Raw genomic sequence first — 14,253 nt, forward strand, 5'->3', positions numbered from 1 at the left:
CGCAATGCAGCTTAAGCAGTCCGTAAGTCACGGATAGTCATAGGGAATTGGTCGTGCTTGGACTCTTCAGCAAAAAGCCGAGTTCCCTTATGGGGATCGATATCAATGCGACATCGGTCACGCTTCTGGCCCTGGGGCGCCAGGGGCAGGGGTACCGGGTCGAGGCCTACGCCAGGGAGCCCCTGGCGCCCAATACTGTGCTTGACCAGCACATTGCCGACCCCGAGGCCCTGGCCGCGGCCCTGTCCCGCGCCTGGCTCAAGACGGGCAGCCGGCTCAAGGGGGCGGCGGTAGCGGTGGTCGGCGAGGCGGTGATCAGCAAACTGATCGAGATGCCGGCGGGCCTGCACACCGACGAACTGGAGCAGCAGGTCCGGCTGGAAGCCGGCCAGTACATTCCCTATCCCCTGGAAGACGTGGCCCTGGATTTTGAAGTGCAGGGGCCGGTGCCCGGTAATCCGCAGCGGGTTCAGGTGCTGCTGGTAGCCTGTCGCAACGAGCGGGTAGAAGCTCTGGAAACGGTATTGGGCCTGGCCGGCCTGACAGCCCGGGTGGTGGATACCCAGCCCCTGGCTCTGGAGCGCTGCCTGTTGCTGCTGGCGGCGCACCTGCCGCTGGCGACTCCTGGCGCCGTGGCGTTGCTGGATATAGGCCCGGCCCTCAGCCGTTTCAGCGTCCTGCACGGCCAGCGAGTGATCTATAGCCGTGAGCAGCTTTTCGGTAGCGGGCTGCTGATGGAAGCGCTCCAGCGTCGATACGGGCTGACACTGGAGCAGGCATTGCTGGCGCAGAGCCAGGGCCGTTTGCCACAGGGCTGCGCCGAAGAGTTGCTGCAACCCTTCGAGCAGGAAGTGCTGCAACAGGTCAGCCGTTCCCTGCAGCAGTTCGCCACCTCGCCTCAGCAACAGCCCCTGGTGCAACTGCTGCTGGCCGGAGACGGTAGCGGCCTGGCCGGCCTGGAGCGCCGGGTGGAGGGCGAGACAGGCATCGATACGTCGCTGGCCAATCCTTTCCGGGCCATGCCGATGGGGCCTCGAGTCGACCCCCAGGTATTGAATGAACAGGCGCCGAACCTGCTCCTGGCCTGTGGCCTGGCCCTGCGAGGGTTCGACTGATGGCGCGGATCAACCTGTTGCCCTGGCGCGAGGCCTCGCGCGAACTGAGGCGTCGGCGTTTCCTGCAGATGCTGGCGATGATGGTCGTGCTCGGGGCCGGGGTCATTCTGTTGGCCGACGCCTATATAAGCCGGGTGATCGAGCGCCAGCATTTGCGCAACCAGTATCTGGGCCAGGCGACGGCACGCCTGGATGAGCAGATCGCCAGCATCCAGGGGCTCAAGGCGCAACGACAGCAGTTGCTCGAACGCATGGGCATCATCGAAGAGCTGCAGGGCAACCGCTCCAACAGTGTGCGGATTTTTCAGCAGTTGGCCCGCAGCCTGCCTGATGGCGTGTACTTCACCGAGGTGGATCTGCAGGGGCAGAACCTTGGAATCAGCGGTGCCGCCGAGTCAAACAACAGGGTGTCCGACCTGATGCGCAATCTGCAGGCTGCCGAGGGTTTTGCTGCCCCCAGCCTGACCGAGGTGAAGAACGCGGTGGACGCCCAGCAAGGGCTGAACAACCTGTTCCGGCTGAATGTCGGGCAGACGCCCGGGCCAGCCGGGGAGCTTCGGCAATGACCCCCCGACAATGGCTGGCAGAGTTGCGGCGTATCGATCTGCGGGAGCTGGAGCTGGCCAACCTGGGCTCGTGGCCCGGGCCGGCCAGGAGTCTGGTGGCGGCCCTGCTTCTGCTGCTGGTTCTGCTAGTGGGCTACGGCTTTTACCTGAGCCCGCACCTGGAGCAACTGGAGCGCCAGCGCCAGGAGGAAACTCGTCTCCGGCAGGAGTTTGCCGGCAAGGCGCGCCAGGGAGCCAATTTGCCGCGCTACCAGGAGCAGTTGGCCGTCATACGCAACAGCTTCGACCTGCTGTTGCGTCAGTTGCCCAGCGACACCGAGGTCCCCGGCCTGCTGGAGGACATCAGTCGCGTGGGACTGGGCAGTGGCCTGGCCTTCGAGGAAATCAGGCTGCAACCGGAGGTGGCCAGGCAGTTCTACGTCGAGTTGCCGATCCAGATTACTGTCACCGGGGCCTATCACGACCTGGCGAGCTTCGTCAGTGGCGTCGCCGGCCTGCCGCGCATCGTCACCTTGCATGATTTTCGCATTCAGCCTGTGGCGGTGGGCAATCCGGCGCTGTTGCGCATGAGCATCGAGGCGCGCACCTACAGGTACGACGCTCCGGAGCCGCACTCATGAGGCGCCTGCGCTGGGCGGTGCTTGGCTGCCTTTGTGCCGGGCTGTGGGGGTGTGGTGACGCCGATGACGACTTTGCCGACCTGGACGCCTACATGAACCAGATGCGCCTGCAAGCGCCCGGGCCGATTGAACCAATGCCGGTAATCCGGTCTTACCCCTCGTTCACCTATGACGCCAGCGCATTGCGTAGTCCGTTCCAGCCGCCGCAAAGGCTTGACCTGGCGGCCCGTCGGCAAGGGGCCAGTGCGGTCCGGCCCGACCCGCAGCGAGCCCGGCAATACCTGGAGGGGTTCGATATCGAGCAGTTGCAAATGGTCGGGACCCTGTCCAACGCCTCCGGGAGCTTTGCCCTGTTGCGCGGCGCAGGTGGCATCCACCGCTTGCAGGTGGGCGACTACCTGGGGCGCAACGAAGGCCGGGTTGTGACCATCAGCGAATCGCAGATCGAGGTGGTGGAAATTGTTCCCGATGGAGCGGGAGCCTGGCTGGAGCGGCCGCGAACACTGGCGCTGAAAAAACACTCTTAAGTGGAATCTGGAAAATGAACAGGACTGTTTCAGCCCTCGGTGTAGCGCTATGGATAGCGCTGCTGGCACCGCTGGTCGGCGCCGCCGAGCCCAAGCCCGCTGCTCCGGGGACGGCAGCTCGGGCGCCTGCAAAGCCGCAGGCAGTAGCCGGGTCGATACGCGGCGTGGATTTTCAGCGCGGCGAGGAGGGCGAAGGCAATGTGCTGATCGACCTGTCCGACCCGCGCATCGCTGTCGATGTCCAGCGGCGCGAGGGCCGGATCGTCCTCGATTTCGCCCGTACCCAACTGCCCGAGACGCTGCGGGTTCGCCTGGACGTCAAGGATTTCGCCACCCCGGTGCAGTACATCACTGCGGATACGGCTGCCGGGCGTACCACCGTCACCCTGGAGCCCAAGGGTGCCTTCGACTATTCCACCTTCCAGACCGACAACCGCCTGACGGTCAGTGTCCGCCCCCTGGCCGAGACCAGCAGCAGGGCGGCTGCGGCCCGACCTGCCTACAAGGGGGAAAAGCTCTCGCTGAACTTTCAGGACATCGAGGTGCGCTCGGTGCTGCAACTGATCGCCGATTTCACGGGCCTCAACCTGGTGGCCAGCGACACGGTGCAGGGCGGCATCACCCTGCGCCTGCAGAACGTGCCCTGGGATCAGGCCCTGGATCTGGTGCTACGGACCAAAGGCCTTGATTCACGCAAGATCGGCAATGTGCTGCTGGTGGCTCCGGCGGATGAGATTGCCGCCCGGGAGCGTCAGGAGCTGGAGTCACAGAAGCAGCTGGAGGACCTGGCGCCGTTGCGTCGGGAGCTGCTGCAGGTCAACTACGCCAAGGCAGCGGACATCGCCAAGCTGTTCCAGTCGGTGACCCGTGCCGAGGAAAAAGCCGATGAGCGTGGCTCGATCACCGTGGACGAACGCACCAACAGCATCATTGCCTACCAGAGCCAGGAGCGCCTCGACGAACTTCGGCGCATCGTCGCCCAGCTGGATGTTCCGGTGCGCCAGGTGATGATCGAAGCGCGCATCGTCGAGGCCAACGTTGACTACGACAAGAGCCTGGGCGTGCGCTGGGGCGGCTCGGTGCAGAACCAGGGCAACTGGAGCGCCAGCGGGGTGCAGAACGCTGCCAGCGGTTCCAGCAGCATCGGCGCTCCGGGCAGCGGCGGCAGCAACTCACCCTTTGTCGATCTGGGGGCTAGCGCCCATACCTCGGGCATCGGTATCGCCTACATCACCGACAACGTGCTGCTGGACCTGGAGTTGACCGCCATGGAGAAGACCGGCAACGGCGAGATCGTTTCCCAGCCCAAGGTGGTCACCTCCGACAAGGAAACCGCAAAGATCCTCAAGGGCACCGAGATCCCCTACCAGGAAGCCAGCTCCAGCGGCGCTACCTCGGTGTCCTTCAAGGAGGCGTCGCTGTCGCTTGAAGTGACGCCGCAGATCACCCCGGACAACCGCATCATCATGGAGGTCAAGGTCACCAAGGATGAGCCGGACTACCTTAACAAGGTCCAGGATGTACCGCCGATCAAGAAGAACGAGGTCAATGCCAAGGTCCTGGTCAACGACGGGGCGACCATCGTCATCGGCGGGGTTTTCTCGAATACCCAGAGCAAGGTTGTAGATAAAGTGCCATTTCTTGGCGATGTGCCGTATCTTGGCCGCCTTTTCCGGCGTGACGTGGTGTCGGAGAAAAAATCCGAGCTGCTGGTATTTCTCACTCCGCGTATCATGAACAACCAGGCGATTGCTGTGAGTCGTTGATTCTGTGCGAAATTTGATTCTTGTTGGGCCGATGGGGGCTGGAAAAAGCACCATTGGTCGCTTACTGGCCAAAGAGCTGCGCCTGCCATTCAAAGATTCCGATAAGGAAATTGAACTGCGTACAGGCGCGAATATCCCGTGGATCTTCGATAAGGAAGGCGAACCGGGCTTTCGTGATCGCGAACAGGCGATGATCGCCGAGCTCTGTGGCACTGACGGCGTGGTCCTGGCCACTGGCGGTGGTGCAGTGATGCGCGAGGCCAATCGTCGGGCGCTGCACGCTGGCGGACGAGTGGTCTATCTGCACGCCTCGGTCGAGCAACAGGTGGGGCGCACCGCCCGGGACCGCAATCGTCCCCTGCTGCGCACCGCCGATCCGGCCAAGACCCTGCGCGACCTGCTGGAAATCCGCGACCCGCTTTATCGGGAAATCGCCGATCTGGTGGTGGAAACCGATGAGCGGCCGCCACGAATGGTGGTGCTGGACATACTGGAGCGCCTGCAGCAGCTGCCACCCCGTTAATGCGTCGAGCGAAATGCGCTATTCTCGGCGTCGCGCCAGACCGCCAAGGTGTGGCGCAGAGCTATCGGGCTGCGTCAGAAGACCAGGCGAGGCCCATCGTCAATGCAGGGCACAATGCCTGCTTCCATCTTCACTGTGGGGACACATGCAGACACTTAAGGTCGATCTAGGCGAGCGCAGCTACCCGATTCACATTGGTGAAGGTCTGTTGGACCAGCCCGAGCTGCTGGTGCCGCATATCGCCGGGCGGCAAGTGGCGATCATTTCCAATGAGACCGTCGCGCCGCTTTACCTTGAGCGTCTGACCCGCAGCCTGGGGCAGTTCTCGGTGATCTCGGTGGTTCTGCCCGATGGCGAGGCCTACAAGAACTGGGAAACGCTGCAGTTGATCTTCGATGGCCTGCTCACTGCTCGCCACGATCGACGCACTACCATCATCGCCCTCGGTGGCGGCGTGATCGGTGATATGGCCGGCTTTGCCGCGGCCTGCTACCAGCGGGGCGTGGATTTCATCCAGATTCCTACCACCCTCCTGTCCCAGGTGGACTCTTCGGTGGGTGGCAAGACCGGTATCAACCACCCGCTGGGCAAGAACATGGTCGGCGCCTTCTACCAGCCGAACGTGGTGCTGATCGATACCACCAGCCTTAACACCCTGCCCAGCCGCGAGCTGTCGGCAGGTCTGGCGGAAGTGATCAAGTACGGCCTGATCTGCGACGAGCCCTTCCTTACCTGGCTGGAAGAGAGCGTCGACCGTCTGCGGGCCCTGGACCAGCAGGCCCTGACTTACGCCATCGAGCGCTCCTGTGCGGCCAAGGCCGCGGTGGTGGGTGCCGACGAACGTGAATCGGGAGTGCGGGCCACCCTCAACCTGGGGCATACCTTCGGCCACGCCATCGAAACCCACATGGGGTACGGTGTGTGGCTGCACGGTGAGGCGGTGGCTGCTGGCACCGTAATGGCCCTGGAAATGTCCGCGCGCCTGGGCTGGATCACCAGCCAGGAGCGTGACCGCGGTATTCGCCTGTTCCAGCGCGCGGGCTTGCCGGTCATCCCGCCAGAGGAAATGAGCGAAGCGGATTTTCTCGAACACATGGCAATTGACAAGAAAGTGATCGACGGTCGTTTGCGTCTGGTGCTGTTGCGCCGCATGGGCGAAGCCGTAGTGACCGACGATTATCCGAAAGAGGTTTTACAGGCCACGCTGGGAGCGGACTACCGCGCCCTGGCTCAGCTTAAAGGTTAATAAGATCCCGATGACTAGTTTGCACGCCGACGAGGCTTTCCTCGGCCATTACCAGTTGAGCCACGATCCTTTCGCTCCCCGGGTCCCTGGCTTCAAGTTCTTTCCTGCCCAGCGCAAGCCTGTGCTGGGGCAACTGCATCACCTGGCCCGCTACAGCCAGTTGCTGCTGGTGGTCACCGGGCCTCAGGGCAGCGGCAAGACCCTGCTGCGCCAGGCGCTGGTAGCCAGTACCAACAAGCAATCGGTGCAGAGCGTGGTGGTGTCGGCCCGCGGCGCCGGCGACGCTGCCGGCGTGCTGCGCCAGGTGGCCCAGGCGCTGAACGTGGCCGAGGCTGAAATCGGCGCGATCCTCGCCCAGATAGTGCAGCTGGCCCTGACCGGTCAGGAAGTCTATCTGCTGGTGGATGATGCCGAGCAGCTCGACGAGTCCGCCCTCGAGGCCCTGCTGGCCCTGGCGGCCGGCGCTCCGGAAGGTCGTCCCCATGTGTTCCTGTTCGGCGAGTCGTCGCTGATCGCCGCACTGGACCAGCTCAATACCGAGGAAGAGCGCTTCCACGTCATCGAGTTGCAGCCTTATACCGAAGAGGAAACCCGCGAATATCTGGCCCAGCGGCTTGAAGGTGCGGGGCAGGGCATCGAACTTTTCTCCGCAGATCAGATCAGTGATATTCACGAAGGCTCCGATGGCTGGCCGGGCAACATCAACCAGGTCGCCAGGGATGCAATGATCGAAGCAATGATCGCCAGCCGCTCTGCGGTCAAGCGTCCAAGTATGGGGTTCAACATGCCGAAGAAACACGTATTGGCCATCTCCGCTGTCGTGGTGGTGGCCGTGGCCGCGGCCTGGTTGATGCCGGGCCGCAGCAAGGCTCCAACCACCGGCGCTCCGGCCAATGAGCAAGCGCAGCTGCCTTTGGGGCAAGCACCGACACCCAATGCCAATGGCAGTCCGTCAGTGGAGTTCGCCGGTTCGTCACAGCCAATGCCGCTGCCGTTGGTCGGCCAGTCGCAGCCCGTGATGCGCGGCCCTCTGGCCGAAGCCGCAGGGGGTATCAGTGAGGGTGACGACGGGGTACCGGTTGAAGGCTCCAGCGCCGTTCCACCGACCGTGACCACCACCGCGCCGCCTGCTGGGGCTACGGCTGGCCCGACGCCGACTCCGGCAGCGCGTCCAACCCCGGCACCGACCCAGGTGGCCACGGCCAAGCCTGCACCTGCCGCCAAGCCGGCAGAGAAACCAGTGGCAGCCAAGCCTGCTCCGGCCAAGCCGGCCGAGAAGCCGGTCACTGTGGCCAAGGCCGCCGGTGGCAGCTGGTACGCTGGCCAGGCGCCAGGCAACTACGTGGTGCAGATCCTCGGCACCAGCTCGGAAGCCACCGCGCAGAACTTCGTCAAGGAACAGGGCGGCGAATACCGCTACTTCAAGAAAGTCCTCAACGGCAAGCCGCTGTATGTGATCACCTACGGCAACTTCGCAAGCCGCGATGCAGCGGTCAGCGCCATCAAATCCTTGCCAGCGAAGGTTCAGGCTGGTAAACCTTGGCCTCGCACTGTCGCTAGCGTTCAACAAGAACTGGCAACAACTCGCTGAAGATTCGGCGGCCTTACCCAGGCCGCCTCTCCCGGCAACCTCAAATTTCCGCATCGGCATGCTGCCTTACAGGCCGCGTGCCTTGTGGTGTCTGCGTCACAGTAGTTTTTGAGTCGCGGCAGTCAAAAGCAAAACTTTTTGACTAGCACAGCATATCGCTTTAAAACGTTCATAAATGCGACATGAATTTACGCCAGATCGTCGCTAAATTTGTGGGGCTTTGTGTCGGTGTGTACAATGACCTCCCTTTTGCCCCCGCAAAGCTGGCGTACGTTCGGCGCGGAATGCAAGTGGTTGAATTGAAAAGAAATTTGCCTCTAAAAGAGGCAGCCTGGTGAGAAAGTGTCTATGAAAGCAGGTCTGTACCAACCAGATGAATTTAAGGATAACTGTGGTTTCGGCCTGATAGCCCATATGCAGGGCGAACCCAGTCATACCCTGTTGAAAACGGCCATTGAGGCCCTGACCTGCATGACCCACCGCGGTGGGATCAACGCGGACGGCAAGACCGGCGACGGTTGCGGTCTGCTGATGCAAAAGCCCGACCTGTTCCTGCGCGCAGTCGCCACGGAGCACTTCGGCATCGAGCTGCCCAAGCAATATGCGGTGGGCATGGTGTTCTTCAACCAGGACCCGGTGAAAGCCGAAGCCGCTCGCGAAAACATGAACCGCGAGATCCTCGCCGCCGGCCTGCAACTGGTGGGCTGGCGCAAAGTACCGATCGATACCAGTGTGCTCGGGCGTCTGGCCCTGGAGCGCCTGCCACAGATCGAACAAGTATTCATCGGCGGCCAGGGCCTGAGCGACCAGGATTTCGCCATCAAGCTGTTCAGCTCCCGTCGTCGCTCCTCGGTGGCCAACGCCGCCGACACCGACCACTACATCTGCAGCTTTTCCCACAAGACCATCATCTATAAGGGCCTGATGATGCCGGCGGACCTCGCCGCCTTCTATCCGGACCTGGGTGACGAGCGCCTGCAAACCGCGATCTGCGTGTTTCACCAGCGCTTCTCCACCAACACCCTGCCGAAATGGCCGCTGGCCCAGCCATTCCGCTTCCTCGCCCACAACGGCGAGATCAACACCATCACCGGCAACCGCAACTGGGCCGTGGCCCGGCGCACCAAGTTCGCCAACGACTTGATCCCGGACCTGGAAGAACTCGGCCCGCTGGTCAACCGCGTGGGTTCCGACTCCTCGAGCATGGACAACATGCTGGAGCTGATGGTCACCGGCGGCATCGACCTGTTCCGCGGCGTGCGCATGATCATTCCGCCAGCGTGGCAGAACGTCGAGACCATGGACGCCGACCTGCGCGCGTTCTACGAATACAACTCGATGCACATGGAACCGTGGGACGGCCCGGCCGGCGTGGTCATGACCGACGGCCGCTACGCCGTCTGCCTGCTGGACCGCAACGGCCTGCGCCCGGCGCGCTGGGTCACCACCCAGAACGGCTTCATCACCCTGGCTTCGGAAATCGGCGTGTGGAACTACCAGCCCGAGGACGTGATCGCCAAGGGCCGGGTCGGCCCGGGCCAGATCTTTGCCGTGGACACCGAGACCGGGCAGATCCTCGACACCGACGCCATCGACAACCGTCTGAAGTCCCGTCATCCGTACAAGCAATGGCTGCGCAAGAATGCCCTGCGCATCCAGGCCACCATGGAAGACAACGACCACGGTTCGGCCTTCTACGACGTCGACCAGCTCAAGCAGTACATGAAGATGTACCAGGTCACCTTCGAAGAGCGTGACCAGGTACTGCGTCCGCTGGGCGAGCAGGGCTACGAAGCGGTGGGTTCGATGGGCGACGACACGCCGATGGCGGTGCTGTCCCAGCGCGTGCGTACCCCTTACGACTATTTCCGCCAGCAGTTCGCCCAGGTCACCAACCCGCCGATCGACCCGCTGCGTGAAGCCATCGTCATGTCCCTGGAGATCTGCCTCGGTGCCGAGCGCAACATCTTCCAGGAGTCGCCTGAGCATGCTTCGCGAGTGATCCTCAGCTCGCCAGTGATCTCCCCGGCCAAGTGGCGTTCGTTGATGAACCTCGATCGCCCGGGCTTCGAGCGCCAGGTCATCGACCTCAACTACGACGAGAGCGTCGGCCTGGAAGCCGCGATCCGCAATGTCGCCGACCAGGCTGAAGAAGCCGCTCGCGCCGGCCGCACCCAGATCGTCCTCAGCGACCGCCATATCGCTCCGGGCAAGTTGCCGATCCACGCCTCCCTGGCCACCGGCGCGGTGCACCACCGCCTGACCGAAAAGGGCCTGCGCTGCGACTCCAACATCCTCGTGGAAACCGCCACCGCCCGCGATCCGCACCACTTCGCGGTGCTGATCGGGTTCGGCGCCTCGGCGGTCTATCCGTTCCTGGCCTACGAAGTGCTGGGCGACCTGATCCGTACCGGTGAAGTGCTGGGCGACCTCTACGAGGTGTTCAAGAACTACCGCAAGGGCATCACCAAGGGCCTGCTGAAGATCCTGTCGAAGATGGGCATCTCCACCATCGCCTCTTACCGTGGCGCGCAGCTGTTCGAAGCCATCGGCCTGTCCGAGGAGGTCTGCAACCTGAGCTTCCGTGGCGTGCCGAGCCGGATCAAGGGCGCACGTTTCGTCGACATCGAAGCCGAGCAGAAAGCCCTGGCGACCGAGGCCTGGAGCCCGCGCAAGCCGATCCAGCAAGGCGGCCTGCTAAAGTTCGTCCACGGTGGCGAGTACCACGCCTACAACCCGGACGTGGTCAACACCCTGCAAGCCGCCGTGCAGCAGGGCGACTACGCCAAGTTCAAGGAATACACCGCGCTGGTGGACAACCGCCCGGTGTCGATGATCCGCGACCTGTTCCAGGTGAAGACCCTGGACACGCCGATGGACATCAGCGAAGTCGAGCCCCTGGAGTCGATCCTCAAGCGCTTCGACTCTGCCGGTATCTCCCTGGGTGCCCTGTCGCCGGAGGCTCACGAAGCCCTGGCCGAAGCCATGAACCGCCTCGGCGCGCGTTCCAACTCCGGTGAGGGCGGCGAAGACCCGGCGCGCTACGGCACCATCAAGAGCTCGAAGATCAAGCAAGTGGCCACTGGCCGTTTCGGCGTGACCCCGGAATACCTGGTCAACGCCGAAGTGCTGCAGATCAAGGTGGCCCAGGGCGCCAAGCCCGGCGAGGGCGGCCAGCTGCCTGGTGGCAAGGTCAACGGCCTGATCGCCAAGCTGCGCTACGCAGTCCCCGGCGTGACCTTGATTTCGCCTCCGCCGCACCACGACATCTATTCGATCGAAGACTTGTCGCAGCTGATCTTCGACCTCAAGCAGGTCAACCCTCAGGCGCTGGTGTCGGTGAAGCTGGTGGCCGAAGCCGGCGTTGGTACCATCGCTGCCGGTGTGGCCAAGGCCTATGCCGACCTGATCACCATCTCCGGCTACGACGGCGGTACCGGCGCTTCGCCGCTGACCTCCATCAAGTACGCCGGTGCGCCGTGGGAACTGGGCCTGGCGGAAACCCACCAGACCCTGCGCGGCAACGACCTGCGCGGCAAGGTCCGGGTGCAGACCGACGGCGGGCTGAAAACCGGCCTCGACGTGATCAAGGCAGCCATCCTCGGCGCCGAGAGCTTCGGCTTCGGCACCGCGCCGATGATCGCCCTGGGCTGCAAGTACCTGCGCATCTGCCACCTGAACAACTGCGCCACCGGCGTGGCCACCCAGAACGAGAAACTGCGCAAGGATCACTACATCGGCACTGTCGACATGGTGGTGAACTTCTTCACCTACGTCGCCGAGGAAACCCGTGAGTGGCTGGCCAAGCTTGGCGTGCGTTCCCTGGAGCAACTGATCGGCCGGACCGACCTGCTGGAGGTGCTGGAAGGCCAGACCGCCAAGCAGCATCACCTGGACCTGACCCCGTTGCTGGGCAGTGACCACATTCCGGCGGACAAGCCGCAGTTCTGCCAGGTGGACCGCAACCCGCCGTTCGACAAGGGCCTGCTGGCCGAGAAAATGGTCGAGATGGCCCGCTCGGCGATCAATGACAAGAGCGGCGCCGATTTCGCCCTGGATATCTGCAACTGCGACCGCTCCATCGGCGCACGGATCTCCGGCGAGATCGCCAGGCTCCACGGCAACCAGGGTATGGCCCAGGCGCCTATCACATTCCGCTTCAAGGGCACTGCGGGGCAGAGCTTCGGCGTGTGGAACGCCGGCGGCCTGAACCTCTACCTGGAAGGCGACGCCAACGACTACGTGGGCAAGGGCATGACCGGCGGCAAGCTGGTGATCGTTCCGCCCAAGGGCAGCGTCTACAAGACCCAGGACAGCGCCATTATCGGCAACACCTGCCTGTACGGCGCCACCGGCGGCAAGCTGTTCGCCGCTGGCACCGCGGGTGAGCGTTTCGCCGTGCGCAACTCCGGTGCCCACACCGTGGTGGAAGGCACTGGCGATCACTGCTGCGAGTACATGACCGGTGGTTTCGTCTGCGTCCTGGGCAAGACCGGTTACAACTTCGGCTCAGGCATGACCGGCGGTTTCGCCTATGTGCTGGACCAGGACAACACCTTCGTTGACCGGGTCAACCACGAACTGGTGGAAATCCAACGGATCAGCGGCGAAGCGATGGAAGCCTATCGCAGCCACCTGCAGCGCGTGCTGAACGAGTACGTCGAGGAAACCGACAGCGAATGGGGCCGTAACCTCGCCGAGAACCTCGACGACTACCTGCGCCGTTTCTGGCTGGTCAAGCCCAAGGCTGCCAGCTTGAAGTCGTTGCTTTCCAGCACCCGTGCCAACCCGCAGTGATATGCGCCTGAAGAGTGTGATGAGGTTTTGATAATGGCTGAACGTCTGAATAACGACTTCCAGTTCATCGATGTCGGGCGCAAGGATCCGAAGAAGAAACTGTTGCGTCAACGCAAGAAAGAGTTCGTGGAAATCTACGAACCCTTCAAACCCCAGCAGTCGGCCGACCAGGCCCACCGCTGCCTGGGTTGCGGTAACCCGTACTGTGAATGGAAGTGCCCGGTGCACAACTTCATTCCCAACTGGCTCAAGCTGGTGGCCGAGGGCAACATCCTCGCCGCCGCCGAGCTGTCGCACCAGACCAACACCCTGCCGGAAGTCTGCGGCCGGGTGTGCCCGCAGGATCGTCTGTGCGAGGGTGCCTGCACCCTCAACGACGGGTTTGGCGCGGTGACCATCGGTTCGGTGGAGAAGTACATCACCGACACCGCCTTCGCCATGGGCTGGCGCCCGGACATGTCCAAGGTCAAGCCCACCGGCAAACGCGTGGCGATCATTGGTGCGGGCCCGGCGGGCCTGGGCTGTGCCGACGTGCTGGTGCGTGGCGGCGTGACCCCGGTGGTGTTCGACAAGAACCCGGAAATCGGCGGTCTGCTGACCTTCGGTATCCCCGAGTTCAAGCTGGAAAAGACCGTGCTGAGCAATCGTCGCGAAGTCTTCAGCGGCATGGGCATCGAGTTCCGCCTGAACACCGAGGTGGGCAAGGACGTGACCATGGAGCAACTGCTCGCCGAATACGATGCGGTGTTCATGGGCATGGGCACCTACACCTACATGAAGGGCGGCTTTGCCGGTGAGGACCTGCCGGGCGTCTATGACGCGCTGGATTTCCTGATCGCCAACGTCAACCGCAACCTGGGCTTTGAAAAGTCGCCGGAAGACTTCGTCGACATGAAAGGCAAGAAGGTGGTGGTGCTGGGCGGTGGCGACACCGCGATGGACTGCAACCGCACCTCGATCCGCCAGGGCGCCAAGTCGGTGACCTGCGCCTATCGTCGTGACGAAGCCAACATGCCCGGCTCGCGCAAAGAGGTGAAGAACGCCAAGGAAGAAGGCGTGAAGTTCCTCTACAACCGCCAGCCGATCGCCATTGTCGGTGAAGACCGCGTCGAAGGCGTGAAGGTGGTCGAGACCCGTCTCGGCGAGCCGGACGCCCGTGGCCGCCGCAGCCCCGAGCCGATCCCGGGTTCTGAAGAGATCATCCCGGCCGACGCCGTGGTCATCGCCTTCGGTTTCCGTCCAAGCCCGGCACCATGGTTCGAGCAGTTCAGCATCCAGACCGACAGCCAGGGCCGTGTCGTGGCCCCGGAACAGGGCCAGTTCAAGCACCAGACCAGCAACCCGAAGATCTTTGCCGGTGGTGACATGGTGCGCGGTTCTGATCTTGTGGTGACGGCGATCTTCGAAGGGCGTAACGCCGCCGAAGGCATCCTCGACTACCTGGGCGTCTGACCCACCTTGCAGGAGCCGGCTAGCCGGCGAACAACGATAACGCGGTGCTG

At 63.2% G+C, this 14,253-nt stretch carries 9 protein-coding genes and 1 pseudogene; all 10 read left to right on the forward strand.

What is annotated here, in order from left to right:
- Positions 1-53: 53 nt before the first annotated feature.
- The 10 genes and pseudogenes from pilM (at position 54) to BM382_RS21665 (ending at position 14,203) form a co-directional block, all read left to right on the forward strand.
- Complete coding sequence (pilM, locus tag BM382_RS21615) at positions 54-1,115, forward strand: type IV pilus assembly protein PilM (protein WP_011058819.1); 1,062 nt, start codon at positions 54-56, stop codon at positions 1,113-1,115.
- Complete coding sequence (locus BM382_RS21620) at positions 1,115-1,681, forward strand: PilN domain-containing protein (protein WP_011058820.1); 567 nt, start codon at positions 1,115-1,117, stop codon at positions 1,679-1,681. The genes pilM and BM382_RS21620 overlap by 1 nt, the downstream gene beginning before the upstream one ends.
- Complete coding sequence (pilO, locus tag BM382_RS21625; protein WP_019095186.1) at positions 1,678-2,301, forward strand: type IV pilus inner membrane component PilO; 624 nt, start codon at positions 1,678-1,680, stop codon at positions 2,299-2,301. The genes BM382_RS21620 and pilO overlap by 4 nt, the downstream gene beginning before the upstream one ends.
- On the forward strand, positions 2,298-2,828 hold the full coding sequence (locus BM382_RS21630) for a pilus assembly protein PilP (RefSeq protein ID WP_072443867.1): 531 nt from the start codon (positions 2,298-2,300) through the stop codon (positions 2,826-2,828). Before pilO ends, BM382_RS21630 begins: the two co-directional genes overlap by 4 nt.
- An 89-nt stretch (positions 2,829-2,917) precedes the next feature.
- Positions 2,918-4,594 (forward strand): annotated as a pseudogene (locus BM382_RS21635) (type IV pilus secretin PilQ family protein); the annotation flags it as partial.
- 4 nt (positions 4,595-4,598) lie between these two features.
- Positions 4,599-5,117, forward strand: a complete 519-nt coding sequence (gene aroK, locus BM382_RS21640; RefSeq protein ID WP_011058824.1) for a shikimate kinase AroK — start codon at positions 4,599-4,601, stop codon at positions 5,115-5,117.
- Between the two features lie 145 nt (positions 5,118-5,262).
- Positions 5,263-6,363 (forward strand): 3-dehydroquinate synthase, encoded by a 1,101-nt coding sequence (aroB, locus tag BM382_RS21645; RefSeq protein ID WP_072443869.1) that lies wholly within the window; start codon positions 5,263-5,265, stop codon positions 6,361-6,363.
- A 10-nt stretch (positions 6,364-6,373) separates the two neighbouring features.
- Positions 6,374-7,954: an SPOR domain-containing protein gene (locus tag BM382_RS21650; protein WP_011058826.1), complete on the forward strand. Its 1,581-nt coding sequence runs from the start codon at positions 6,374-6,376 to the stop codon at positions 7,952-7,954.
- Between the two features lie 348 nt (positions 7,955-8,302).
- Positions 8,303-12,751, forward strand: coding sequence for a glutamate synthase large subunit (gene gltB, locus BM382_RS21660; RefSeq protein ID WP_011058827.1), 4,449 nt, complete (start codon positions 8,303-8,305; stop codon positions 12,749-12,751).
- A gap of 33 nt (positions 12,752-12,784) precedes the next feature.
- Complete coding sequence (locus BM382_RS21665) at positions 12,785-14,203, forward strand: FAD-dependent oxidoreductase (protein ID WP_011058828.1); 1,419 nt, start codon at positions 12,785-12,787, stop codon at positions 14,201-14,203.
- Positions 14,204-14,253 lie beyond the last annotated feature (50 nt).

It is taken from the genome of Pseudomonas sp. NFPP25, from assembly GCF_900116505.1.
GTDB lineage: Bacteria > Pseudomonadota > Gammaproteobacteria > Pseudomonadales > Pseudomonadaceae > Aquipseudomonas > Aquipseudomonas protegens.